This window comes from Alicyclobacillus fructus (assembly GCF_017329605.1).
Taxonomy (GTDB): domain Bacteria; phylum Bacillota; class Bacilli; order Alicyclobacillales; family Alicyclobacillaceae; genus Alicyclobacillus; species Alicyclobacillus fructus.
Genome location: NZ_JAFMTY010000016.1, coordinates 15294 through 38817 on the forward strand (window position 1 = coordinate 15294; position 23524 = coordinate 38817).

25 protein-coding genes are annotated in these 23524 nt (G+C 64.4%); 17 read left to right on the top strand and 8 right to left on the bottom strand.

What is annotated here, in order from left to right; all coding sequences use genetic code 11:
- Position 1: 1 nt before the first annotated feature.
- On the top strand, positions 2-412 hold the full coding sequence (locus tag J3481_RS09290; RefSeq protein WP_206831804.1) for a Fur family transcriptional regulator: 411 nt from the start codon (positions 2-4) through the stop codon (positions 410-412).
- 147 nt (positions 413-559) lie between these two features.
- Here J3481_RS09290 and J3481_RS09295 read toward each other — a convergent pair whose 3' ends face one another.
- The gene (locus tag J3481_RS09295; protein WP_206831803.1) at positions 560-3766 is read right to left on the bottom strand and encodes an MMPL family transporter; all 3207 of its coding nucleotides are present in this window, start codon (positions 3764-3766) and stop codon (positions 560-562) included.
- A 255-nt stretch (positions 3767-4021) separates the two neighbouring features.
- Between J3481_RS09295 and J3481_RS09300 the strand changes: the two genes are divergently transcribed.
- The 4 genes from J3481_RS09300 to J3481_RS09315 all read left to right on the top strand — a co-directional run bounded on the left by J3481_RS09300 (position 4022) and on the right by J3481_RS09315 (position 9942).
- Positions 4022-4537: a CcdC family protein gene (locus tag J3481_RS09300; protein ID WP_206831802.1), complete on the top strand. Its 516-nt coding sequence runs from the start codon at positions 4022-4024 to the stop codon at positions 4535-4537.
- A 24-nt stretch (positions 4538-4561) separates the two neighbouring features.
- Positions 4562-5776: a D-alanyl-D-alanine carboxypeptidase family protein gene (locus J3481_RS09305; RefSeq protein ID WP_236011487.1), complete on the top strand. Its 1215-nt coding sequence runs from the start codon at positions 4562-4564 to the stop codon at positions 5774-5776.
- 18 nt (positions 5777-5794) lie between these two features.
- Positions 5795-8395 carry a transglycosylase domain-containing protein gene (locus tag J3481_RS09310; RefSeq protein ID WP_328702089.1) on the top strand — a complete coding sequence of 867 codons (2601 nt, stop codon included), beginning with the start codon at positions 5795-5797 and terminating at the stop codon, positions 8393-8395.
- Between the two features lie 170 nt (positions 8396-8565).
- Positions 8566-9942: a sugar phosphate nucleotidyltransferase gene (locus tag J3481_RS09315; protein ID WP_206831799.1), complete on the top strand. Its 1377-nt coding sequence runs from the start codon at positions 8566-8568 to the stop codon at positions 9940-9942.
- Here J3481_RS09315 and J3481_RS09320 read toward each other — a convergent pair.
- The gene (locus J3481_RS09320) at positions 9939-10259 is read right to left on the bottom strand and encodes a thioredoxin family protein (RefSeq protein ID WP_206831798.1); all 321 of its coding nucleotides are present in this window, start codon (positions 10257-10259) and stop codon (positions 9939-9941) included. The genes J3481_RS09315 and J3481_RS09320 overlap by 4 nt on opposite strands.
- A 125-nt stretch (positions 10260-10384) precedes the next feature.
- Between J3481_RS09320 and J3481_RS14860 the strand changes: the two genes are divergently transcribed.
- Positions 10385-10510, top strand: coding sequence for a hypothetical protein (locus tag J3481_RS14860; RefSeq protein WP_008336326.1), 126 nt, complete (start codon positions 10385-10387; stop codon positions 10508-10510).
- A gap of 305 nt (positions 10511-10815) precedes the next feature.
- Positions 10816-11214 (top strand): toprim domain-containing protein, encoded by a 399-nt coding sequence (locus tag J3481_RS09325; RefSeq protein ID WP_206831797.1) that lies wholly within the window; start codon positions 10816-10818, stop codon positions 11212-11214.
- Between the two features lie 51 nt (positions 11215-11265).
- Here J3481_RS09325 and map read toward each other — a convergent pair whose 3' ends face one another.
- The 3 genes from map to J3481_RS09340 all read right to left on the bottom strand — a co-directional run bounded on the left by map (position 11266) and on the right by J3481_RS09340 (position 12804).
- The gene (gene map, locus J3481_RS09330; RefSeq protein WP_206831796.1) at positions 11266-12030 is read right to left on the bottom strand and encodes a type I methionyl aminopeptidase; all 765 of its coding nucleotides are present in this window, start codon (positions 12028-12030) and stop codon (positions 11266-11268) included.
- Between the two features lie 48 nt (positions 12031-12078).
- On the bottom strand, positions 12079-12267 hold the full coding sequence (locus tag J3481_RS09335) for a hypothetical protein (protein ID WP_206831795.1): 189 nt from the start codon (positions 12265-12267) through the stop codon (positions 12079-12081).
- Between the two features lie 189 nt (positions 12268-12456).
- Complete coding sequence (locus J3481_RS09340; protein WP_206831794.1) at positions 12457-12804, bottom strand: phage holin family protein; 348 nt, start codon at positions 12802-12804, stop codon at positions 12457-12459.
- A gap of 146 nt (positions 12805-12950) precedes the next feature.
- Here J3481_RS09340 and acpS point away from each other — a divergent pair, with 146 nt between their 5' ends.
- The 8 genes from acpS to J3481_RS09380 all read left to right on the top strand — a co-directional run bounded on the left by acpS (position 12951) and on the right by J3481_RS09380 (position 20124).
- Entirely contained in the window at positions 12951-13355 is a 405-nt protein-coding gene (gene acpS / locus J3481_RS09345) for a holo-ACP synthase (protein ID WP_328702088.1), read from the top strand.
- An 81-nt stretch (positions 13356-13436) separates the two neighbouring features.
- Positions 13437-14945, top strand: a complete 1509-nt coding sequence (locus J3481_RS09350; RefSeq protein ID WP_206831792.1) for an NAD(P)H-hydrate dehydratase — start codon at positions 13437-13439, stop codon at positions 14943-14945.
- A 33-nt stretch (positions 14946-14978) separates the two neighbouring features.
- Entirely contained in the window at positions 14979-15986 is a 1008-nt protein-coding gene (locus J3481_RS09355; protein ID WP_236011489.1) for a LolA family protein, read from the top strand.
- A 91-nt stretch (positions 15987-16077) separates the two neighbouring features.
- Positions 16078-17280, top strand: coding sequence for an alanine racemase (gene alr / locus J3481_RS09360; protein ID WP_206831790.1), 1203 nt, complete (start codon positions 16078-16080; stop codon positions 17278-17280).
- Positions 17281-17391: 111 nt separating this feature from the next.
- Positions 17392-17640: a CopG family transcriptional regulator gene (locus J3481_RS09365; protein WP_206831789.1), complete on the top strand. Its 249-nt coding sequence runs from the start codon at positions 17392-17394 to the stop codon at positions 17638-17640.
- A 4-nt stretch (positions 17641-17644) separates the two neighbouring features.
- Complete coding sequence (locus tag J3481_RS09370) at positions 17645-17995, top strand: type II toxin-antitoxin system PemK/MazF family toxin (protein ID WP_008336350.1); 351 nt, start codon at positions 17645-17647, stop codon at positions 17993-17995.
- 90 nt (positions 17996-18085) lie between these two features.
- On the top strand, positions 18086-19339 hold the full coding sequence (locus J3481_RS09375) for an adenosylhomocysteinase (RefSeq protein ID WP_206831788.1): 1254 nt from the start codon (positions 18086-18088) through the stop codon (positions 19337-19339).
- A 14-nt stretch (positions 19340-19353) separates the two neighbouring features.
- Positions 19354-20124, top strand: a complete 771-nt coding sequence (locus tag J3481_RS09380) for a gamma-glutamyl-gamma-aminobutyrate hydrolase family protein (protein ID WP_328702163.1) — start codon at positions 19354-19356, stop codon at positions 20122-20124.
- On the opposite strand, the gene J3481_RS09385 is transcribed toward J3481_RS09380, so the two are convergent.
- Positions 20064-21620 carry an HD-GYP domain-containing protein gene (locus J3481_RS09385; protein ID WP_206831786.1) on the bottom strand — a complete coding sequence of 519 codons (1557 nt, stop codon included), beginning with the start codon at positions 21618-21620 and terminating at the stop codon, positions 20064-20066. The two genes, J3481_RS09380 and J3481_RS09385, sit on opposite strands and share 61 nt — an antisense overlap.
- Positions 21621-21841: 221 nt before the next feature.
- Between J3481_RS09385 and J3481_RS09390 the strand changes: the two genes are divergently transcribed.
- Together J3481_RS09390 and J3481_RS09395 are read left to right on the top strand one after the other, a co-directional pair.
- Complete coding sequence (locus tag J3481_RS09390) at positions 21842-22162, top strand: DUF1659 domain-containing protein (RefSeq protein WP_206831785.1); 321 nt, start codon at positions 21842-21844, stop codon at positions 22160-22162.
- A gap of 62 nt (positions 22163-22224) precedes the next feature.
- Positions 22225-22443: a DUF2922 domain-containing protein gene (locus tag J3481_RS09395; protein ID WP_206831784.1), complete on the top strand. Its 219-nt coding sequence runs from the start codon at positions 22225-22227 to the stop codon at positions 22441-22443.
- 42 nt (positions 22444-22485) lie between these two features.
- Here the strand turns inward: J3481_RS09395 and J3481_RS09400 are convergent, their stop codons facing one another.
- On the bottom strand, positions 22486-22746 hold the full coding sequence (locus tag J3481_RS09400) for a DUF1450 domain-containing protein (RefSeq protein ID WP_206831783.1): 261 nt from the start codon (positions 22744-22746) through the stop codon (positions 22486-22488).
- Positions 22747-22751: 5 nt separating this feature from the next.
- Complete coding sequence (locus tag J3481_RS09405) at positions 22752-23372, bottom strand: DedA family protein (protein ID WP_206831782.1); 621 nt, start codon at positions 23370-23372, stop codon at positions 22752-22754.
- Positions 23373-23524: the final 152 nt, after the last annotated feature.

Consider the following 23524-nt stretch of genomic DNA (forward strand, 5'->3'; position numbering starts at 1 on the left):
TATGAGCAAAGGGGTCAATTGGACGGCGCAGCGGCGGGCCGTTTTCGATATTGTGCAGGCATCGCCTGACCACCCGACGGCGAACGAAATCATGGAACGATTGAAGGCAAGCGGGCATCGTTACGCGTATGCAACGGTGTACAACGCCCTTCGTTACCTGACCGAAAAGGGGTTGCTTCGAGAGGTCAAAATCGGGGAATCGGCGAGCCGGTACGATGCCAACACGCACGAGCACGTTCACGTGGTCTGCGACCGATGCGGGGCCATTGCCGAGTTTGAACGAGATCTGCCCGGCGACTGGATGAGCGAACTGAGTCGCCAGACCGGATACCGCGTGGTGGGATCGGACCTCGTTTTTCATGGCATTTGTCCCGCCTGTCAGGCGCGCGACGCCGGCGCGGAGCTCGGCTGATGTGCAGATGAGGCTGATGTCAGGCGCGCGGAACGGCGCGCTTGAATCCAAGGGCCACCTATGAGCGAATGTCCGCGCAGGTGGCCCTTGGGCTGTCCGCGTAGAGAGGCATCTCCAAGTGGACGACAGGAGAAGTTGGAACGCCTCTTATTCCAGCGCGGCTTCCTCCGGCAGCGAGAGTTCGCGTTCTTCGCGCGACACGCTGCGGAAGGGCCAGAAGTGCGCCTGCCCCACGATGGCGGTGCAGGCGGGAACAAACAGCGCCAGGACGATGAGCGCGTACAGCGCGAGGCCGATGATCACCGACAGGCCGATCTCGACCAGCGTGGTGACGCCGGACACCGACATCGAGCCGAACGTGCCCGCCATGATGGCTGCGGCGGAAAAGACCACGTTGCCCATCTGCCGCATGGCGTACAGCATGGCGCTGCGAAGGTTGAGCTCCGGATGGCGCCTCAGTTCCTCGTCGAAGCGCGACATCAGGAAGATGGAGTAATCGACGCCCAGTGCCACGAGCAACAGGAGCGCGAAGAAGGGCACCGTCCAGCTGATGCCCGCCTTGTGGAGGACATCCACAGCCACAAACTGCAGGCAGGCCATGGTCACAAAGTACGTCCCGGTCAGCGACACAATCACATACAAAGGCGCGATGAGCGATCTCAGCATGATGACGAGCAGGACGAAGATGGAACCCAGAATGAGCGCCATCATCCGGACGAAGTCCTGATTCGACAGCTGGTTGAGCGCGTATTGGGTCGGCGTCGTCCCTGCGAATCCGACTTGCCCTGCGTGAATGGGCGCCGCCGTGAAAGCGGCTTGGGCGACGGTCTCGAGCCGAGGCATCTCGTCAATCGCCGCCATCGAGTACGGGTCGGACTTGAGCGTGACGCGAATGTCCGCCACGTGACCATCCGGCGAGATGTAGCTGTCGAGCGCCTGACGGAGGCTCGCGTTGGACGAGATCGCAGAAGCCGGCACGTAGAAGCCGGGATCGCCCGACGTCTGCGCATCGGCGCTTTTCGCGAGCGCGGACTGAACCTGGCCCACGCCGTTCGATAACTTCACGAGCGCGCTGTGGAGCTCGTCTTCCCCTGCGCCGGCCTGCGCCAGTCCGGCGGAAAATTGGGAAGCCCCCAGAGCCCACTGCCCAAGTCCTGCCTGAAGCTGCGACGCGCCTCCGCTCAGTTGATCAAGCCCCTGCGCCAAAGAGGAAGCCCCGTGTTGCACCTGCGATAGGCCGGAGGCCAGGCTTTCCGCGCCGGCTGCGGCGCGCCGGTTTCCGTCGGCCAACTGGCCCGCGCCTGTGGCGACGCGGTTGGCGCCTTGGGCCAGCGCGGACGCGCCGTTGGCCCACTGGCGCGCGCCATTCGCCAATTGATCCGCAGCTTTGGCCGTCCGCTCTGCGCCCGTCGCGCTGCCCTGTGCCAGCGCGACGATCTGTTGCCAGTTCGGGTCCGCCGCTTCGGCGGGGTGCGCCTTCGTCCACGCCGCGATGGCGTTGGCGAGTTGTTCAGCCGCCTGCGCCTCGCGGTTCGCACCTTCCGCAAGCGACGTTTCGCCAGACGCAATGTTCTGCGCGGACGCGGACAGTCGTCCTGCCCCTTGCGCGACCTGTTGCGATCCAGCCGCCACCTGCGCGGCACCATCTGCCAATTGCGCGTTCGCCTGCGCGAGCTGTGACGCCCCGCTCGTCAGGCTTTCCGCGCCGGCGGCCAGCTTGGACGCGCCCTCCCGGGCCTGTGCGGCGCCCCCGCTCAACTTGCCGCCCGCCTGTGCCAGTTTCTCTGCGCCGCTCGAGAGCTTGCCGGCCGCGCTCGCCGCCTGAGACGCCGCCTGACTGCCGACGTGGCTCGCCACCTGTTGAAGGCCCGTCCGCACTCTGCCAAGGCCCTGCGCGGCGAGCTGGTTTTGTTTGGCGAGCTCAAACTCAGAGATGACCTTGCCCGTGGGCCGCGTGGCGCTCTGCACCTGCTGCACAAAGGGCAGCTTGGCGAGGGACTCCGACACCTGCTCGATGGTCGCCAGTCCTTCCGGGGTGCGAAGATTGTCCGGCGTGTCGATCACGACGTCCATAGGCAGCACCTTGCCGGGGCCGAAGGCCTTGGACACGACGTGAAAGCCCACCACGGACGGCGCCGTCGGGATGTCGGAGGTCGGATCGAACGTGCGCCGGTCGGTGAACGAGAGAGCGACAGGCGTCAGAACCACCAGGACCGCGGCGAGCGTCCACCACGGGTAGCGGAGCGCCGTTCTGCCGGTCAGATCCCAGATGCGCGAAGGTTTGTGGCTCGCGCCATCCAGTTGCCGCCGCGGCCAGAACACATAACGCCCCAGGGCCATGATGAGCGCCGGGAGGAACGTGAGGCACGCGAACAGCGTCACCGCGATGCCGACCGCGACGCCGACGCCGGATCGGAAGAGGCCAAACCGCGCGAAGTACAGCGTCGCGAACGAGAGAAAGACGGTGAGGGCGCTGTAGACGACGGTCTTGGCCACACCCGACATCGCCCGGGCGAGGGCATCCACGGGCTCGAGCCCTCGACTCGCCTCTTCTCGGAACCGGTTGAGCACAATGATGCTGTAGTCGGTTCCGGCCCCGAAGATGATGGCGATGAGGAAGGTGTCGGTGAACGTCGAGACCGGCAGCCCGACGTTCGCGAGCACCGCCACCAGGTTGGTCGTCAGCAGATACGACAGGCCGATCGAGAGGAGCGTCAGAAACGGAGCCACGGCGGAACGGAACACGACGAGCAAGATGACGAGCACCAGGGCGACGGTCACACCCGCCGTCTTCGAGGCACCGTCCATCGAGATGTTGATATTGTCGTTTTCGATGGGCGTATCGCCCGTGAACAAGACCTGCGCGTCGTGCGGAGGATTCTGAAAGATTTGATGGAGTTTGTTCAGAGATGCGTCGGTCGCCCTGGACACGTCGCTTCCCGGAAAGCCGACGGTCGCGATCTCGACCGTATGGTCCGCGCTAAAGAATTGGTTCTGGACCGATCGCGACTGATTGTAGGCGGCCGTGACGGTCTTCACGCCGTACGCCTCTTTGTGATCGGCCACCTGACGCAGTTTTTGCGTGAACCACGCCTCGTCCGCTGCCGTCAGTCCATGCGGGTTATACAGGGCCACCACCGCGCTCGACCCCGACTGGCGCGACGGATCGACTCGTTTCAGCCAGTTGCTGGCGATCACGACACTCGACGAATTGGGCAAGAACGCGGTGTTCTTGTGGGCGACGATCGCGTTGAGCTGCGGCAACAGCACGTGCGCGATGGCCACCCCGAGGATCCAAACGGCGATGATCGCGTACTTGAAGCGCGCGACAACATGGGCGTAGCGCTCTGCCACGGACTCGCCTCCCTTCGCGCGATGGACGCCACGAACTGATTTAGTGACCGAAAGAATTCTACCAGGTCGCTGTCAGGATTTCCAGGCGGTCCGCGTTGATCGGCCGCGGCCTGTGCGCAAAGTTCGCAGTTTTGTAGATCGCTGTTCAAGAAAGCGTTGAGTCATTGATGGTATACTCACACGTAGTCCGCATGGTTGAAGCAAGGGACGAACCATGTCAGCTCGTCGGATCTCGCAGGAAGGCGAGGGGAGAGCGTGAATCACAGCGAAATCACCACGCTGATTGCAACCGTGGTCGCCGTCGTGTTTGCCATCACGGTCATCTTCGTGCGCCTTCGGGCGTCCAAGCGCCCGACGAACGCGCGGAAGATCCTCATTCCGCCGCTCGCCATGAGCACGGGATTCCTGATGTATGTGTTTCCATTCACGCGTGAGCCGATTCTGTACGCCGTCGCGGCGTTTCTGGTGGGATGCATGTTCAGCTATCCGCTCATCGCGACGAGCCATTTTGATGTGGGCGAGGATGGCGTCTATCTCAAGCGATCCCGGGCGTTCATCTACATCCTGCTTGGGCTCTTGGTGGTGCGCATCGCGCTGCACAGCCTGGTCGAGCGATATGTGGACGTTTACCAGACTGGGTCGCTCTTCTTCTGCCTGGCGTTTGGCATGCTCCTGCCGTGGCGCATCGCGATGTTCGTGCGATACAAGCGCTTGGTGCGCGAGATGGAGGCGTCGAAGTCCGGCGCCAAGACTGAACAGCCTGCGACCTGACAGGCCGAAGAGCAGCATAGGAGGATGGGTGTGCGTAGTCTGCGCGGTTTCGTGATTGCCATCGTGATTGCCATCATCGTCATCGGGGTGCCTGTCGTTCAGTGGCTGCGCCCCATTCCGCAGGCGGCAGCAAGTGTGGCCGCGCCGCTGCCAAGCGTGATTCAGGGAGAGAAGCCCGTCATCCAGTGGCCCGCTCAGGGAGAGGCGGCGCTCATGGCCGTCGGCGTGGGCACGTTCGGAACATCCGGACCTCAGGTGTCGGTGCCTATCGCGAGCGTGACCAAAGTGATGACGGCATACCTGGTGCTGCAGAAACATCCGCTGCAGTTGGGACAGCAGGGGCCCTCGATCACCGTCACGCCGGACGACGTGAAGGTGTACCAGCAGGACAAGGCCTTGGGGCAGTCCGTGGTCAAAGTCGCGGCGGGGGAGAAGATCACGGAGTATGAGGCGCTTGAGGGACTGCTCCTGCCGTCCGGGAACAACATGGGGACGCTCCTGGCAAAATGGTGCGACGGTTCCGTGCAGGCGTTCGTCCAGGAAATGAACGCGACCGCGAAGAAGCTTGGCATGACCCAGACGCATTATGCGGATCCCACCGGTTATTCGCCCGCGAGCCAGAGCGACGCGGTCGATCAGATGAAGCTGTTCTCGCTCGCGATGCAGAACCCGGTGTTTCGCCAGATTGTCGGCGAGGCGCAGGCCGAATTGCCTGTCGCGGGGCTCGTCTATAACGTCGACTCGGTGGTCGGGCATGGGACCATCATCGGGGGCAAGACGGGATCGACGCTCGAAGCGGGCGGATGCTTCGTGTTCGCCGCGCGCAAGGTTGTCGCCGGCCGCGAGGTGTTGATCATCGGCGCGGTGCTGGGGCAGAAAGGCCCGCAACCTCTTGCTGAAGCGCTGAACGCGGCCGTCGCAATGTCGAAAGACGCTCAGAAGGCGCTGCGATCCGTCCAGCTGATCTCTGCAGGGCAGACGATCGGGACGCTGTCGGCGCCCTGGGCCAAGCCCGTCACGCTTGTCGCGACGCAATCCGTGCAGGTCATAGGCTGGGGAGGGCTCCCCGTGCAGCAGTCGTACCGGGCGGTTCTGCTGAATCCGAAGAAGCCGATTCAGCCCAATCAGGTCGTGGGCGAGCTGCAGGTGCAGGTCGGGTCGCAGTTGGTGCGCGTGCCCGTCGCCGCCGCATCGGCGTTGCCGGCGCCCACGCTCGGCTGGCGCATGAAGCGACTCTGAGAAGTCCAATCGATGGAGGTGGGCCGTTTGGTCCGACGATGGATTGCCATCGCCCTAGGGACGGTCGTCGCGCTTGTCGTGGTGATTGCGGTCGGGTTTTACCTTGCGGTGCGGCTCACGCCCTTTAACGCGAGCCTGCTGGAACAATCGCATGAGCCGACAGTCGTGTACGCCGCCGATGGGTCGAAGCTCCTCACGCTCGGCTCGCCGAACACGGACTTGACGTATAACCAGATTCCAAAGGACGTCCAGGACGCGATTGTCGCAACCGAAGATCACACCTTCTGGACCAACACCACGGGCATCGATCTCAAGTCCATCTTTCGCGCGCTGTTTGTCGACGTCTCCTCGGGGAGCCTGGCGCAGGGCGCGAGCACCATCCCTGAGCAGCTGGCCAAGATGGTGTACCTGACGGATGAGAAGACGTTTGCCCGCAAGTTCAAGCAGATCATCCTGGGCCTGCAGATTGAGCGCAACTTCACCAAGCAGGAGATCCTGACGATGTACCTCAACCGCATCCCGATGGGCGAGAGTGCGGTCGGGATCGAGCAGGGAGCGCTCAGGTATTTCGGCATCGACCTGAAGACGGAGCCCGGCAAGTTGACGCTCGCAGACGCGGCGCTCCTCGCGGGGTTGCCGCAGGCCCCTTCGGCGTACGATCCGCTCGTGCATCCGCAGGCCGCGCTCGCGCGGCGCAATCAGGTGCTGCAAAACATGGTGCGGTACGGCTACATCACACAAGCGCAGGCCGACGCCGCAGAGAAACAGCCGCTCGGCGTGTCGTTCCACTCGTTCCCGGGCGATGGTTGGGACACGCAGCCGCTCTTCACCAACTTCCTGCTCGACTACCTGAACCGGCACGGCATTCCGCCGCAGGAGGTCATGCAGGGGGGACTGAAGATCTACACGACCATCGCCCCCAATGTCCAGAACGCCATTGACGAGGTGTTCTGGAGCGGGAAATACGACTCGGACTTCCCGGGGCCGACGACGGGAACCGTGGTGGAGGGCGCCGCTATCTTCGTCGATCCGAAGACCGGGGCCATCCTGGGCGCGGCCGGATCGCGCCGCCAGGGATACGTGCCGCTCGGGCTGGATCGCGTGTACCAGGCGAGTTCGCCGGGATCGTCCATCAAGCCCATCATGGACTACGCGCCGGCCCTGGCCACGGGCAAGTGGACGTACACGTCCATCCTGGACAACACGCCTCAGGACTTCGGCGGCGGATACATCCCGCAGAACTGGGATCCGAATGCGCCGCCCAAGGTGACGCTTCAGTACGCGCTCGAGTGGTCGCAGAACGTGGCCTCGGTCTGGCTGTTGTCGCAGATCGGCATTGACACGGGCGCGAATTTCGCCAAGGCGGATGGCATTCCGCTCACGCCGAAGGACTATCAGCACCTGGGCATCGCCATCGGCGGCCTGGAGAACGGCGTCACGCCGATGGAGATGGTCGCCGCCTACACGCCATTTGACAACAACGGCATCCGGTCGCAGCCGTATCTCATCACGAAGATCGTGAACAGCCAGGGCGGGATCATCTACCACGAGGGTCCTCAGCAGACCCAGGTGATGTCTCCCGAGGTGGCGCTCGACATGACGCGCCTCATGGAGGACGTTGTCGACTATGGCACGGGCCAGAATGCGAAGCTTCCAGGCTGGGGCGTCGCGGGCAAGACCGGCACCGTGCAGTACAGCGCCGGCTTGGTCAGCGATCACCCGAACTGGGTGCGCGACGGCTGGTTCGACGGTTACACGCCGAACCTCGTCGGCAGCATTCACATTGGTTACGATGTGTCGTCGCCGGAGCACCATATGACGATGTCGCCGGTTGATCCGTCCGCGAACGCGGCCCAGATCTTCCACGACATCATCGCGCTGGCTCTGGCAAACGAGGCGCCGGAACAATTTTCGGCGGGGCCGTATCCGTACATCACCGGGACGGCCCAAGGGGTCGACTACGTCAACCAGATGAACAGCGGACAGAGCAACGCGACTGCGACGAACGCCATCACGAATCTGTCCGCGACGTACGATGCGAACACCAACACGGTGACGCTGTCTTGGTCGGGCAGCTTCTCGCAACCGGTGACCTACGTCGTGACGCGCGTGTCCACGAACGGCGCCGACGAGACAGTGCCTGTGGGGCAGACGACGGCACAGACCATCACGGACACGTCCGTGCAGCCTAACGAGACCTACATTTACACCGTCCAGGCCACGAGCCAGTCCACCGGTCAGGACGTCGGCAAGCCTGCGACGGTGACGGTGACCACGAGTCAGGCGACGCCCAACGGTGGCAATCAGACGAACACGTCATCGCCGAACAATGGGCTGAACAACACGCTCCCGGGAAACGGGACGGGCGGTCTCGGGAACCAGAGTCCGGGCAACACGGTCATCGGGAACACCACCACGGGCACCGGTAACGGCATCGGCAACACGGCGAATACGACACCGTCCAACACGACCATCACGTCCACGCCGCCCGAGACCGCCGATTCAAGGCCGAAGTCGCAGGTGGTGTCGCCGGGGAAAGGCAACGAAGGCTCCGGAAACGGCGCCGCGGGCGGATCGAACACGAGCGCCACGAATGCGAATGCGCAGAATACGCCTTGAGCCCATGGGGCTGGCCCAACGCCACAGACGCGGCGGGTCAGCCCCGCTTGCTGATGGCGGGTTTACGACCCATGGACGAAGGGCGTGGCCATGATTTATAGTGGGAACTGTGAGTGATGGGGCCCGGATCCATCCGCCACACCGATACATCCTAGGGAAAGGAGTGGTGCATGGTGAAACTGGTCCTTTTGAGCGGCGGTTCGGGAAAACGCCTCTGGCCCATGTCGAACGATGTCCGATCCAAGCAGTTTTTGCGCATCCTGCCTCGCCCGGACGGGGAGGGCCTGGAGTCGATGCTGCAGCGCGTCTGGCGACAAATCGGACAGGCGGGCCTCGCGGCCGATGACGTGTTCGTCTGCGCATCCAAGCCTCAGGTGGAGGTCATTCACGCGCAGATCGGCGAGATCGACGTGATTGAGGAACCCGCGCGGCGAGATACGTTTGCGGCGATTGCGCTGTCCACCTTATACCTTGTCGATGAGCGAGGACTGAATCCCGATGAGCCGGTGGTCGTCTGCCCCGTGGACCACTTCGTGGACGATCACTACTTTCAGGAAATTCAGCGCCTTGGTCCCATCCTGCTGCGCGAAGGCGCCGAGATGGCGCTGATGGGGGTGTGGCCCACGGAGCCGACGAGCAAATTCGGCTACATCGTGCCCGAGGCCCGGACGGACGGCGACTGTTTCCGCGTGAAGCGGTTCGTGGAAAAGCCCGAGCGCGCCGTGGCCGAGGAACTGATTCGGGAGGGAGCGCTCTGGAACTGCGGCGTCTTCGCCTTTCAGCCGCGCACCATCCTCCGCATCCTGCGCGATCGCGGCCTGCCGTCGACGTACGCGGACGCTCGCCGAGGCTTCGATCAGTTCCCCAAGCGCAGCTTCGACTACGAAGTCGTGGAGAAGCTCTCTTCCATCGTGGCGCATCCGTATCGCGGCACGTGGTCCGATCTCGGCACGTGGTCGTCATTGGCCGAGCAGATGGAGAGCGAGGCGGTCGGCCGCGCCATTCTGTCGCAATGTGAAGACACGCACGTCGTCAACGAGCTCGGCCTGCCCGTGGTGGCGCTTGGGTTGAAGAGCGCCATCGTCGTCGCGACGCCAGACGGTATTCTGGCGGCGGACAAGGATCTCGCCGCGGGCCTGAAGGACGTCGTTGCGCCGCTCGACAATCGGCCGATGTACGAAGAGCGCCGCTGGGGCAGGTACCGCGTCATCGACTATCAGTTGCTCGAAGACGAGACGGAAGTGCTGACCAAGTGCGTCGAGCTCCTTCCCGGGCGCAACCTCAGCTATCACCGGCACAAGTGGCGCGAGGAGATTTGGACCATCATCGAGGGCGAGGGCGAGATCGTCGTCGATGACCGGTGGCAGAGGGTTGCGGCTGGCGATATTGTGCGCGCGCCGCAGGGCGTGTGGCACGCGATTCGCACGGAGAAGGGCATGCAATTCATCGAAGTGCAGCGCGGGCGAGGCCTGGTGGAGGAGGACATCGAGCGCAAATATCTGACCTGGGACGAACTCCAGGCGGTCCTGCCAGGACTCCCGCGCTAACCTCGGAGAAACGCCTGGATGGCGTTGGCGAGATCGATCACGTCTCCAAACCGGTACTGGACGTGATCGATCTCGCCGTTTTTCACGTAGAGAAGCGCTGGCACGCTTTCGATTTTCCACGACTGCATCGCCTCGGGGGCGAGATTGGCGTCGAGATCGTAGAGCGGCAAGGCATGTCCGCGGGCCGCGTCGACGACTTCCAACATGCGCCGCGCGAGTTGACACGTGCCGCAGAGCGGTGTGTGGACGAAGACGAGGGCCTCGCGGGGCAATGCGCCGAGCCCCTCAGGCTTGGTTCCTGGAAACGGCGTGAACATGGCTGTCTGCTCCCTCCGGCGTGGACTTGGCGGGGGCCCTGGACATTCGCCCGCACCATCGCGTTCATCCCGCATTCTATGGCAATGTGCCGACCGGCACAAACCTGTCGGAGGAGGGAACGCGGATGTACGGCGTCTTTGGTGGGTACACGCGTTGGGCCGTGGTGTTTCTGATCATCTTCGTGCTCTTCTTCCTGCTCGTTCCCGCGTACACGTGCTCCACAACCACGACCTGCACGCCGGTGGCGTAACGGTCACAAGCGTAGGCGTGGCGCCGCCCCCTCTTGGGAGGCGGCTGTTTTTCTATACATAGCCCGCCCTTTCCGCCCATTGCGGATCCCCGTCCGCATGGGGACGGGATGGCGGTGCATACACTGCGACCAAGGGGGCGGGATGGCATCGGGCCAAGCAGGCGAGGCGCGGCGCGCTGTTGAAGCTGGCATGGATCGGATCTGCCGAGGAAGCGCGCCGCGTGCTATGATGGACGTGAAGCCGACGAAGTCACCTTCGCGGCGCGGCACGGGCCGCGCGCGATGACGGAAGGAAGTTGAGCGACATGCGGACGCACGCGACTTCGCGAAAAGTCATCATCGTCGAAGGCAAGACGGACAAGTCGAGGATTCTGAAGGTGTTGCGCGAAGAAGTCGATGTGGTGTGCACGCAGGGCACGCTGAGCTACGAGCAGGTGGAAAACGACATTGTCCCGCTGCAACACGATGAGGTGTACATCCTGGTGGACGCGGACGCGGCCGGGAATCGGTTGCGCAAGCAGTTGAAGCGCGAGCTCCCGAACGCGATCGACCTCTACACGCGCAAATCGTATCGCGAGGTTGCCCGCACGCCGCTCGAACACCTGGCGAAGATCCTGGCGGACGCTCACTTTGAAATTGACGAGCAGTGGCTGCAGGTCCGGCCGCCCCGGCGGGAGCGGCTTCCGAAGACGGTCCACGGCTGAGGACGAGAAGGCCGCTTACGCGCTTTCCGCGCGTGGGCGGCCTGTTTGGCATCATTCGCCGTCCTGTTTGGTGATGATCTCCGGACCTTCGTCCGTGATGATGAGGGTGTGCTCGTATTGAGCGCTCAGGCTGCCGTCTGCCGTGCGGGCCGTCCAGCCGTCCGAATCGAGCCTGGTTTCGTACGTGCCGACGTTGACCATGGGCTCCACGGTGAACGCCATGCCTTTGCGGATTTTTGGCCCGCGGTGAGGGGGGCCGAAATGCAGGACATCGGGGCTTTCGTGCATCTGGCGCCCAATGCCGTGGCCAATGTAGTCGCGCACGACGGAAAAGCCCTGCGCCTCGACATAGGTCTGGATGGCGTGACCGATATCCGAGATGTGATTTCCCGGCTGCGCCTGTTCGATCCCGACGTAGAGCGCCCTGCGCGTCACGTCGAGCAGTTTGCGCGCCGTTTCGCTGATTTCGCCCACGGCGTAGCTCCAAGCCGAGTCCGCGTGCATTCCCTTGTACACGGCGACCATGTCCACTGTGACGATGTCGCCTTCCTGCAGCACGTAATCGCCGGGGAAACCGTGGCAGATGACGTCGTTGACCGAGGTGCAGGAGGCGTAAGGATAGCCCCTGTAGCCCTTCTGCGCGGGCTCCATCCGGTGCCGGCGGATGAAGTCCTCGACGAATTGGTCGATTTCGATGGTCCGGATGCCGGGCCGGATGAAGCTGCGCAGCGCCTCATGGCAGCCGGCAACCACCTTTCCGGCTTCGCGCATCAAGTTTTGTTCGTGCCGGCTCTTCAGCGTGATCAAACCTTGCATCGCCTGTACCTCTCAGTTCGCTGTCGTTGCCTGCGGGGGCCGTGGGCATCACAACCCCGTGGTGGGCGCGTAGATGTGGTCTGTGGTGATGAAGATGATGCCGATCACGACGCCGACCACAAAATACGCGATCATCTTCGCCCGTGACATGGGTTGAGCGCCCGGGCGGATTTTCATCAGGTACGTGAAGACGGCTCCGATGAGCAGAATGAAGATGCCCTCAAGCAGGTGGTGCACGTTCGTCCGCCCTTTCCGTGGACATATCTCGATCATTGTGCCATAAACGAAGGTGAAATGCACGGCGCGCAAAGATCCAGCTTTCTCCGGGTGTATCGCCGTGCCGCGTGAGGTTGTTTCATGGCATGAAAACAAAAAGGGCCGGCCCGCTCAGGCGTGCGGGCCAGCCTCCCGTCTTCCACTCAGGTGTCACTCGTTTCTCGCGCGGCGAAAGCTCGTCGGCACGAACAGGTCGATGATGCCGATGACGAGCGAAGCCAGCAGGGCCCCGATGATGCTCACGTGCATGCCGTGCACGAAGATCTGTGCGACATAGATGACAACCGCGCCGCTGATGAAACCGATGATTCCCCGCCCATACGGCGAGATCTTTCGCCCAAACAGAGCCTCCATGGCAAGTCCCAACAACGTGATGACGATCGCGGCAAAAATGGCGCGCCAGAATCCGTGGATGTAAAAGCCATGAACGATGTGGCTGACGAGCAACAGCACCAGCGCAGAGACGATGAAGCGAACGATGTGACCGATGATACGCATGAACATCCCCCTTCTCCAGTCTACCGTACTTGTTCGCGTGAGGAAAGAGAATCCTGGCCATCCACGGAATTACGGTATGCGCCATGAAACTTTTCCTGAGGCGAGATGGAAATCGCCTGCGCCGTAGTACAATCGAACCAAGGGTGGTGAGGCCTTTGATCGTCGGGATCGGCAACGACGTGGTCGAGATCGACCGGATTCGCGCGGCCCTGGAACGCCGCGGCGAGGCGTTCCTCAGGCGGGTGCTGTCGCCGGAGGAGCGAAGCCGCGCGCATGCCATCTCCCACGGGCTCCGGCTCGCCGAATTCGTGGCAGGCCGCTTCGCCGCCAAAGAGGCTGTGGCGAAAGCCGCGGGGTGCGGGCTCGCGCGCCTGTCGATGCCGAGCGTGGACGTTCGCGTCGGTGTGGAGGGCCTGCAGGTGGTGTGGCAACCGCCCTCCGCCCTCTGGGATCGGTTCGGCCCGCCGGATGCCGCCCGCGTGCGGGTTCACCTCGCCCTCACGCACGGCGCGGGGGTGGCCTTCGCCGTGGCCGCCATCGAGCAGCTGTAGCTCGCCGCACGCTTGTCACCGTTGTACATACTTCGTGGACACGGCTCATATCCATATACCAATCCTCGGGGAGGGCACTTTGTGTATCTCGTCACGAGTGATGAAATGCGGTGTTTCGATCACGACACCATCCATCGCCTGGGCGTCCCCGCCATGATTCTCATGGACCATGCGGGTCGCGCGATCGCCGAGCGAGTCCGCGAACTGCGCCCGAAGAAAGTGGTGATCCTCACCGGCAAAGGGATGAACGGCGGCGACGGCTGGGTCGCGGCGCGATGGCTTCGCCACGCGGGCATTGCGGTCGAGGTCGTGTCGTCGTGCCATCCCTCCGATCTTCAGGGCGACGCGCGCGCCGCACAGCAGATGGCGGAGCGGTTCGGCGTGCCGTGGCGGGTCTACGAGCCGGGGAGCATCCGCGGGGCCATCGCCGGCTGCGGAGATGGCCAGGCCGGATCGCCCGAAAGGGTGCTCGTCGACGCGCTGCTTGGCACCGGGGTATCCCGCCCGGCTGAGGGCGTCATGGCGCAGATGATCGAGGAGGCCAACGCGTCGCAGGCGTACATCGTGAGCGCCGATCTGCCCTCTGGCGTCGACGCATCCACCGGTGAGGTCCCGGGGCCTGCCATCCTGGCCCACGAAACCATCGCCATGGCGGCCGAGAAGCTCGGGACGGCGGTGACCCCTGGCGCCCTCCACGCGGGCCGCGTGCGCGTCGCGGATGTCGGGATTCCCATCGATCCGGCCCGGGTTCGGGCGTCCTACGTCGCGCCGGCGGCGTTTGGCCGCCAGTTCGGCTTCCGCAGCCCCATGAGCCACAAGGGGACCTTCGGCAAGGTCGGCATTGCGCTCGGACAGATGCCGGGCGCGAGCCGGCTCGCCTCGCTCGCGGCGCTCCGCGCAGGTGCGGGACTGGTGGTGGTCGCGGGCGCCCACGTCGAGGCGTCGCTGTTTGCGCCGGACGTGGTGGTGCGAGAAGGCAGCGATCCTGCGCAGCTCTTGCAGGACGTGGACGCCGTGATCGTGGGCCCGGGCCTGGGGCTCTTCGGGCGCGAGGCGCGCACATGGCTGTACGATCTCGTCCGGGCCGGCGTGGCGCGCGGCGTGATCGACGCGGAGGCGCTCGCAGCTGTGGCGCACGCGGGCCAGTTCGATCCGGTGGCGGGCGAATTTGTCCTGACGCCGCATCCCAAGGAAGCCGCCCGCATGCTGGGGTGGGACGTGCGCCAGGTGCAGGCGCGGCGGATCGAGGCGGCGAGGACCCTTGCCGCGCGTTGCCGGGCGGTGACGCTCCTCAAGGGCCACCGCACCGTCATCGCGCACCCGGATGGGCGTGTGCGCGTGAATCCAACCGGATCGAGCGCGCTCGCGGTGGCGGGCACGGGGGACGTGTTGGCGGGAATCATCGGCGCGCTCATCGCGCAAGGGCTGAACGCGTTCGATGCCGCCTCCATCGGCGCGTGGCTGCACGGCCGGGCCGGGGAGCGCGCAGGGGAGGAACTGACGGAGATCGCCGTCACGGCGTCGGACGTGATCGCGCGGGTGCCGGACGCCGTGCGCGCGTACCGCGCGGAGGCGGGCGCCTCGGAGTGAGGATGGTGCGTGGCGGAGAAAGGCGAGGTGGCTATGCGAAAGCTAACGGCAGTCCTGTTGTCGCTCGCCCTAGCGGGGGGCGTCGTCGCTGGCTGCGGCATTCCCGGCACCACCAGTTCCGTGAGTCACAAGATCCAATCGGAGGCGCAGGCGCTCGAGAACAAGAACTATCAGAGCGAGGCCATCATGACGGTGCAGATGGACAACAACGTCCAGAAGTACTTCGTGCGCGTCTCCTACGAATCGAAGGATATGTACAAGATCGAGCTCGGCAACGCCGACAAGCAGATCAATCAGGTCATCCTGCGCACGCCGAACGGCATGTTCGTCGTCAGCCCGTCGCTTGGGAAGGTCTTCCGCTTCAACGGCAACTGGGCGCAGAATCAGGGCCAGATCTACCTGTACGATCAGCTTCTCCAGCGGATCGCGTCTGACAAGTCGGTCAAGATCAGCCGGGAGAAGGATGCGTACGCGTTTGAGGTCCCCGTGACGCCCGCGAGCGACGTGGTGAGCAAGGAGCAGATTGTGCTCTCGAAGGACCTGAAACCGCAGTCGGTCACCCTGCTCGACAAGAACGGCAAGGCCGCGGTCGTCATCACGTATCAGTCGTTCCAAACGGGCGTCGAATTCCCGAAGAACGCGTTCGATCCGCAGACCATCGCGCAAGCCGGACAGGCCGCCAAACCCACACTCGCATCCGATCACGCCTTTGACTACATCGAACCACCGGCCATGTACGGCATGAAGCTCACCGATCTCGCTCAGCCGGACGAATCGAGCATCATCATGCGCTATCAGGGCGCAGGCCATCACTACGTCCTGACCGAATCCGCGCTCACACCGGGCGCCGCGGGATTGCCGAGCGCCGAGTTGGTCGATCTGTATGGAGTTCCGGCCATCTTCGACGAGGCGCCGGGCACCGGCGTCGCCAATCTCACCTGGATGCAAAACGGCATCGAATTCGATCTGACGTCCAACGATCTCTCGCTTTCCGAGCTCGAGAACATCGCCATCTCCACGTTCGCCGAGGTCGGGAAGTGACGCCATCTCTTCTCCCGCCGCGCCATCGCAGAGGAGCCCGAGGCCTCTGGATGGCGCGTTTGTGTTACACTCGGCACATGAGGTGACCTCCATGTATCGGCCCCTGTTCGCCGTGATCGATCTCGCCCATCTTTCCCACAACATTCGCTATCTCAAAAGCAGGTTGAGCCCTTCCGCGACGCTCATGGTGGCGGTCAAGGCGGACGCCTACGGGCACGGCGTGCGGCCCGTCGTGGGCCGGCTCGCTCGTGAAGGCGTGAATCACGTGGCGGTGGCGTCCCTCGAAGAGGCGCTCGAGATCCGCGCGTGGAACCGCGACGTGAACATCCTGGTGCTCGGCGCCGTGACGCCGGACGCATGTGCGAAGGCCGCGGAGGCGGAGGTCGAGATCGCCCTGACCGATTTGAGCCCCATCGATCAGATCCCGCGGCTGCCGAAGCGGCTGCGCGTTCACCTGCCGCTTGACACGGGGATGAATCGGCTGGGGGTCAAGCGAACGGACGAAGCGGTGGCGCTCGCGCGGGCCATCGCCGCGCGAGAGGATCTGGAACTGGTGGGCGCCGGCACCCACCTGGCCGCCGCCGACGCGCCGGATCCCGGGCACGCGGCGGGGCAGATGGAACGGCTTCGCGCGTTTGTTCGCGCGTTGGAGGAGGCGAAGCTTCGCCCGCCGCGGATCCACGCCGGCAACAGCGCGGCGTTGCTGCGCGATCCGGCCTGGCACCTGGACATGGTCCGCGTCGGGATTGCGGCTTATGGCTACTCGCCAGACCCTTCGGTCCTTCCCGCGCCCGCCTTGCGCCCCGTGATGAGCCTGTACGCGGGCGTGCTGCGCGTCGCGCGGGCCGAAGCCGGGGAAACCGTGGGCTACGGGGCGACGTACGCGGTGCAACGCCCCATGACCCTCGCGACGGTCGCGGGCGGTTACGCGGATGGGTATCCGCGGCATCTGTCGAATGCGGGCGAGGTGCTCGCGCGCGGCGAGTTCCGGCCTGTCATCGGGCGCGTCTGCATGGATCAGCTGATGATCGACGCGACGGGCCTCGATCTTGCGGCGGGCGACGTCGTGGCGCTCTTCGGGTACGATCCGCCCGAAGGTTGGCGCGCAGGGTGGTGGAACCGCATCCGGCCGGAAGAACGCGAGGTCCGCGTGCAGGAAACCTATCGAATGGCGTCGAATTGGGAAGAAAGGCGCGTGTTGTCGCTTGACCGGCTGGCGGAGCGGGCGCAGACCATTCCTTACGAGATCCTGTGCCGCGTGCACAGGCGCGTGCCGCGCGTCGTGTGCGATTGAGGCGTGCGGTCGACGCGCGTCGACGCTTTTTGCGCCGGACAGAGCGGGCGGCTATAATGGCGGCATGGAAGCCATCGGGGACGTCGACCGCAAACAGTGGAGGTGCCGCGCTTGTCGAGTTCGAAATTCAACGCCTGGAATCAAGCTGCAGGTCGTGAAATCGGGGACAAACGCATGCGTGACATGGTGCGCGAGGCGCTGCGTATGTATGTATCGAGGAAAGAGCCCGGGGATCTGCGCGAGACCATGCAGCGCGGGTATCAGGAGATGGCGCCTCTGAACTTGCGCATCGCCTGTGAGTCGTTTCTGGCCGAGCAGGAGGCCGGCAACACCGTGGAGCGCTTGGTGAGCGGGGTGTGAGCGATTGAATGTCAGGCGTGGGGACATCTTCTTTGCGGATCTGTCGCCTGTGGTTGGCTCGGAGCAAGGAGGATTTCGCCCCGTACTCGTGGTGCAAAACGACATCGGCAACCGCTTCAGTCCGACGGTGATCGTGGCGGCCATCACCGCGCAGATCCAGAAGGCCAAGTTGCCGACCCACGTGGAGATCAAGGCGGAGAAGTACGGTCTGGAGCGCGATTCCGTGATTCTGCTCGAACAGCTGCGCACCATCGACAAGCAGCGCCTGACCGACAAGATCACGCATTTGGATGACGAGGCGATGAAGCTCGTCAACGAGGGGCTGTTGATCAGCCTCGGTCTGGTCGATTTCTGAAAATTCCTTTTGGAGACGCGGGATGTTCAACAAGGAGGACGGATGGGTCATCCGTCTTTTTTCATGTGCAGAAGGAGTGTGGAGAACGAGATGCCGCAACCCAAGCCCTCCATGATTCGCAATCCGGACCTCTATCCTTCGGGCGATCAGAAGATCGAGTGGGCGCGCGCGCACATGCCGCTGCTCGGCGCGATCGAGCGCCGCTTCGCCGAGGAGAAACCGTTTTTGGGCAAGCGCATTTCCATGTGCCTTCACCTCGAGGCGAAGACGGCAAGGCTCGCCCTCGCCATTCAAGCGGGGGGCGCAGAAGTGGCCATCGCCGGGTCGAATCCCCTGTCGACGCAGGATGACGTCGCGGCCGCCTTGGCGCGCCGCGGGGTGCGCGTGTACGGCTGGCACGGGGCGACGCCGGCGGAGTACCGCAGTCATCTGGAAGCCGTCCTCGACTGGGACCCCGAGGGCGTGATCGACGACGGGGCCGATCTCGCCACCATTCTGCATCGGGAACGGCCCGAGCAGGCGGCGAAGATCCGCGGCGGCTGTGAGGAAACCACCACCGGAATTCTGCGGCTTCGGGCCATGGCGCGCGAGGGCGTGCTCCGCTATCCGATGCTCGCCGTCAACGACGCGCAGTGCAAGCATCTGTTCGACAACCGATACGGCACCGGCCAAAGCGTCTGGGACGGGTTCATGCGAACGACGAATCTCATGATCGCTGGGAAGACGGTGGTCGTGGTCGGCTATGGCTGGTGCGGGAAGGGAGTCGCCATGCGCGCGCGTGGGCTCGGCGCGCAGGTGGTGGTGTGCGAAGTCGATCCCGTCCGAGCGGTGGAGGCCGTGATGGAAGGGTTCCGCGTGATGCCGATCCGGGAGGCGGCCGGGATCGGCGACATCTTCATCGCCGTGACGGGCAACAAGGCCGTCATTTCGCGCGAGGCGATGGAGCGCATGAAGGATGGGGCCATTCTCGGCAATGCGGGGCATTTCGACGTCGAGGTGGACAAGGTTGCGCTCGCCGATCTCGCCGTGGACGTGCGCCCAGCGCGTCCGAACGTCGACGAGTACCGCCTGGCCGACGGTCGCAGGCTGTACCTCATTGCGGAGGGCAGGCTGGTCAATCTCGCGGCCGGGGACGGCCATCCGGTCGAGGTGATGGATATGACGTTCGCGCTGCAGGCGCTCGGCCTGCGCGAAGTCATGACGAAGCCGTACCCGCCCGGGTTGCACGCCATCCCCGCGCATATGGATGAAGAGGTGGCGCGCATGCGCCTGTCGACGTGGGGCGTGGAGATCGACGAGTTGACGGAGGAACAGGTGCGGTATTTGGCGAGCTGGAACGCGTGAGGTCGGGAGCGGGGGTGGGGAGCTTGACGCGGCCGTTGATTGGGCTGACGGGATCGCATGAACTGCGGCAGAGCGCGGTCCCGGGCGTGCCGCTCCAGGCGGTGATGCTGACAGACGATTACGCGCGCGGCGTGGAGCGGGCCGGGGGATTGCCGGTGGTGTTGCCGTACCTGGCGGATGAGGCGAGCGCCATCGAAATCGGCATGCGGCTCGACGGGTTGGTGCTGACGGGCGGAAACGACGTGGATCCGAATCTGTACGGGCAGGAGCCGCTTCAGGGGCTCGGGACGCTCGAACCCGAGCGGGACCGCCTGGAGATGACGCTCGTGCAGGTGATGCGGCGGGAGCAGAAGCCGGTCTTGGGCATTTGCCGAGGCATGCAGATGTTGAACGTGGCGCTCGGAGGCACGCTGTATCAGGATCTGCCGCGCCAGTGGAAGGGCAAGATTCAGCACAGCCAGAAGGCGCCCCGCAACGCTTACGCGCACACGGTCAAGCTGAAGCCGGGATCGCGCGTGGCGCAGTGCTATGGGAAAACCGCGATTCGCGTCAATAGCTTCCACCATCAAGCGGTGAAGGACGTGGCGCCTTTGCTGAAACCGGTGGGGTGGGACAGCGAAGGGCTGGTGGAGGCGTTGGAATCGGACGGCCGCTGGCCGATTGTCGCGGTGCAGTGGCACCCGGAAAACCTGTGGCGCGAGGACGAGGGCGCTCTGGCCCTCTTTCACTGGCTGGTGGAGGCCGCCGCCTCGCGCGCGGCCGATTTGGCTTCGTCCGGAATGTAGACTTCCTGATACACCTCGATGAAGGCGTCGACGAAGTGCGGATCCCACTGGGTCCCTCGCCCTTCTCGAAGAACCTGGATGGCCTTCTCGGCGGGCATGCCGGACCGATAGGGCCTGTCGGACGTCATGGCGTCAAACGCGTCGGCGACGGCGAGGATGCGGCCAAACAGCGGAATCTCCTCGCCGGCGAGGCCGTCTGGGTATCCCTTGCCGTCGTATCGCTCGTGGTGGGAGCGAATGCCGGGCAGAAGAGGTTTCATCGCGTCGTCGGGCTGAATCTGCCGGATGATGTTTTCCCCAATCACGGGATGTCGCTTGATGATGGCGAACTCCTCGTCCGTCAATTTTCCTTCCTTCAGGAGAATCTCGTCCCGAATGCCGATTTTGCCGATGTCGTGCAGAAGCGCTGACTGCCTGAGTTCGCGCACGGTCTGAGGAGACAGGTTGACCTTGCGGCCGATGGCCTCCGCGTATCGCGCGACTCGCTGCGAGTGGCCCGCTGTGTATGGATCGCGCGCGTCGAGCGCGGCGGCGAGCGTCGCAAAATAGCTTTCGATGAGCTGACGGTTCAATGCGTCGCGCTGGGCGAGGCCGCTCAGCATCAGGTTAAAGCCCTGGATGAGATCGGAAAACTCGTCCATGTAGGTGTCGTCTGCGCGCAGGGAGAAGTCCCCGCGCTCCACGCGCCGCATGAGGGCTTCGAGCCTGCGGATGGGCCGCTGCACGTCGCTCGCCAGAAGGTATCCGCCAAATGCCGAAAACAGCGATCCGACCGCCAGGATGCCGCCCGCCCACGTCCAATAGGTTGATGGCCCAAATCCCGCGTTGGTCAGCCGGACGGCGTTGGCCAGTCCGAACAACAAAAGCGGCAGGGCGCCAAACACCACGGAGCTCATGGCGAACTTGAACGCCAGCGGCACTACCACCTGCCCCCGCAACCAAACGGAGGCGCCGTACATGTGCTCGCTCCTGCGGCGGATGGTCACGAGGGTCGGCTCAATGGTGCGCGACGTGAGAAAAAACTCGATCACGGCGTGCATGCTCGCGACAATCAGCGTGCCGAGCGAAGCGAGCCACACGTACGCCATGGGCAGGTGAAGCAGGCCACGCCGAACGAGGATGGACGACGACACGAGCCCGGGAATGAGGAACGACAGCCAGTGCGGCCCCATCACGCGCAACACGGCCAGCGCGGGCAGATGCAGCGCGCGCCTGTATCCCTTCGCGAGCACGTCCTCTGTCGGATGGGCTTGGACAAGCGCTTTCCGGATGGGGCGAACCTGCGCGCGAAAGGCGATGGTGTCCGCCGCGAGCATCAGGGCGAGCGAGCCGCCCAGAATGGCGCCTATGATCTCCAGGTCCTTCCTTGTCAAGTGGAGGGTCGTGAAGATCAGGACCCCACCCACGCCGAGGACGGCCAGGATGGAGCCCGCGAAGTAGTTGAGGATGAGCCGCTTGACCAAGCGCATGAACTCGTGGTTCGCCGACCAGCCCATACCGCACCCCACATGTTGTCGATGGCATCGCTCATTTCGAAAGAATTCCACCTCCTGTGCCGGATTCCTGCCGTCCTCCATCCGCAACGCGCAAATTCGCGCGACATCGCGCGATGTGTGTCGAACAAGGCACCAGCTGGATGTCCACGCGACGGGCCCCTCGCTGCACGTCCTACGGTGCCCGCCCGGGCGGGCGGAATCACCGGAAGGAGGAACAAGCGATGGCACAATCGAGCCTCGCACTCGGCACGACGTTGCAACTGCAGACGCAGTCCGGCACGCGCGCCGACGGCCAACCCAAATTGAAGGTGCACAAGTTCAATCACGTGTCGCCGCAGGCCGCGGACGACGATCTCCTCGCCGTCGGCCTCGCGCTCGCACAGCTCATCGACGAGCCGCTCGTGCAGGTGGAGCGGGTCGATGTGGCCCTGCTGACGAACGCGTCCGGAGGAACGGGCGCGGGCGGTACGGGCGCCGGCGGGTCAGGGGGCGGCTCCACGGGCGGCAGCGGATCTACTGGCGGACAGGGGCCGAGCGCGTGACGACCGCGAGCGCTGGAGAGGATGGACGAGGGTTTCGATTTGAGTGGACAGGAGGCGCGTCGATGGCCGCAAAGGTATCTCTTCACCTGATGTTCATGACGGATCGCAACAAGAAGGTTCGCATCGCCATTCCGAATCCCAAGCAGCCGGTCGATCCGACCGCGGTGCAAAACGCCGCGCAGCTGATCGTGGAGAAGGGCGTCTTTGATCTTCCCCAGGGCAAGATTGTTCAGGCGCTCCCGGCGCAGCAGACGCAGACGGACACGTCGAGCGTTTCGTGAATCGCCCCCCTTCCTCGGCGGTGTTCCGCCGGGGAAGGGGGATTATGTCGTGCGCGAGCCGGAATCCGCCCCGCCGCTCGCCGCGTCGATGGCGGCGACGAGATCCCGGGCGAGCCGCTCGGGCGTCGGCGCGGTGACGACTTGGCCGTCGACGATGGCGAACGGTTGCCGCGCGCAGAGGGCGCACTGATCGACACAGGCGTAGGTCCGCACCGCGGCGTCGGGCCGCGCAGCCCGAACCAGCGCGATGGCCTCGCGCACCCCGGCCGGCGCATTTTTCGCACACCATTCCACCGCTCTCATCGCTCTCAGTCCCCCCTGCGCCTCTTCCGCACATGGTTCCACGCCCAGTACAGGGCGGCGGCCGACACCAGGCCCGCCGTGATCCAGCTGAGCCCCGACTGCACGTGCTTCATCATCTCGTCCATATTTTCGCCGAACCAGTAGCCAAACGCGAGCCAGGCGCCGCACCATACCATGGATCCGACGATGGAGTAGAGCGCGAACGTCGCGTAGGACATTTCGGACAGCGCGGCGGCGTACGTGCTGAGCGAGCGAATGCCCGGCAGAAAGCGGCCCGGGATGAGGACCAGCCACGCGTACCGATCCAGCAGGCCGCCGGTGTACCGAAGGCGAGTCTCGTTGAGCAGGCGAAGGCGGTACAGCGGGTTGAGCAGCAGCGATTCGAAGCGACGGGTCAGCAGGAAGATGATGGTCACGCCGGTGAAATAGCCAAGCGCACTGAGGCTGAAGACCGTGGGGGCTCGCATCGTTCCAAGGGCGATGGCGTACCCGTAGAACGCGAGGAACACGTCGCCGGGAAAGGGCAGGCCCAGGCCCTCCAGGACCATGGCCGCGTAGGTGCCCGGGTAGCCGAGCAGCAGCAGGCCAGCGTTGATCGATTGCAACAGCTCGCGAATGGCGTGCACAACTCCACCCCGCTTCCGTCGTCGGGCCCGCAGGCCCTAATGGATGTGTATGGACAAGGACCGTGGCTCATGATTGACGCAAACCCCGGCGGCTGTCATTGTTATGGTATTGGCAAGGGTACGACGCGACGCGCTGGAAGGAGGGACGTCGG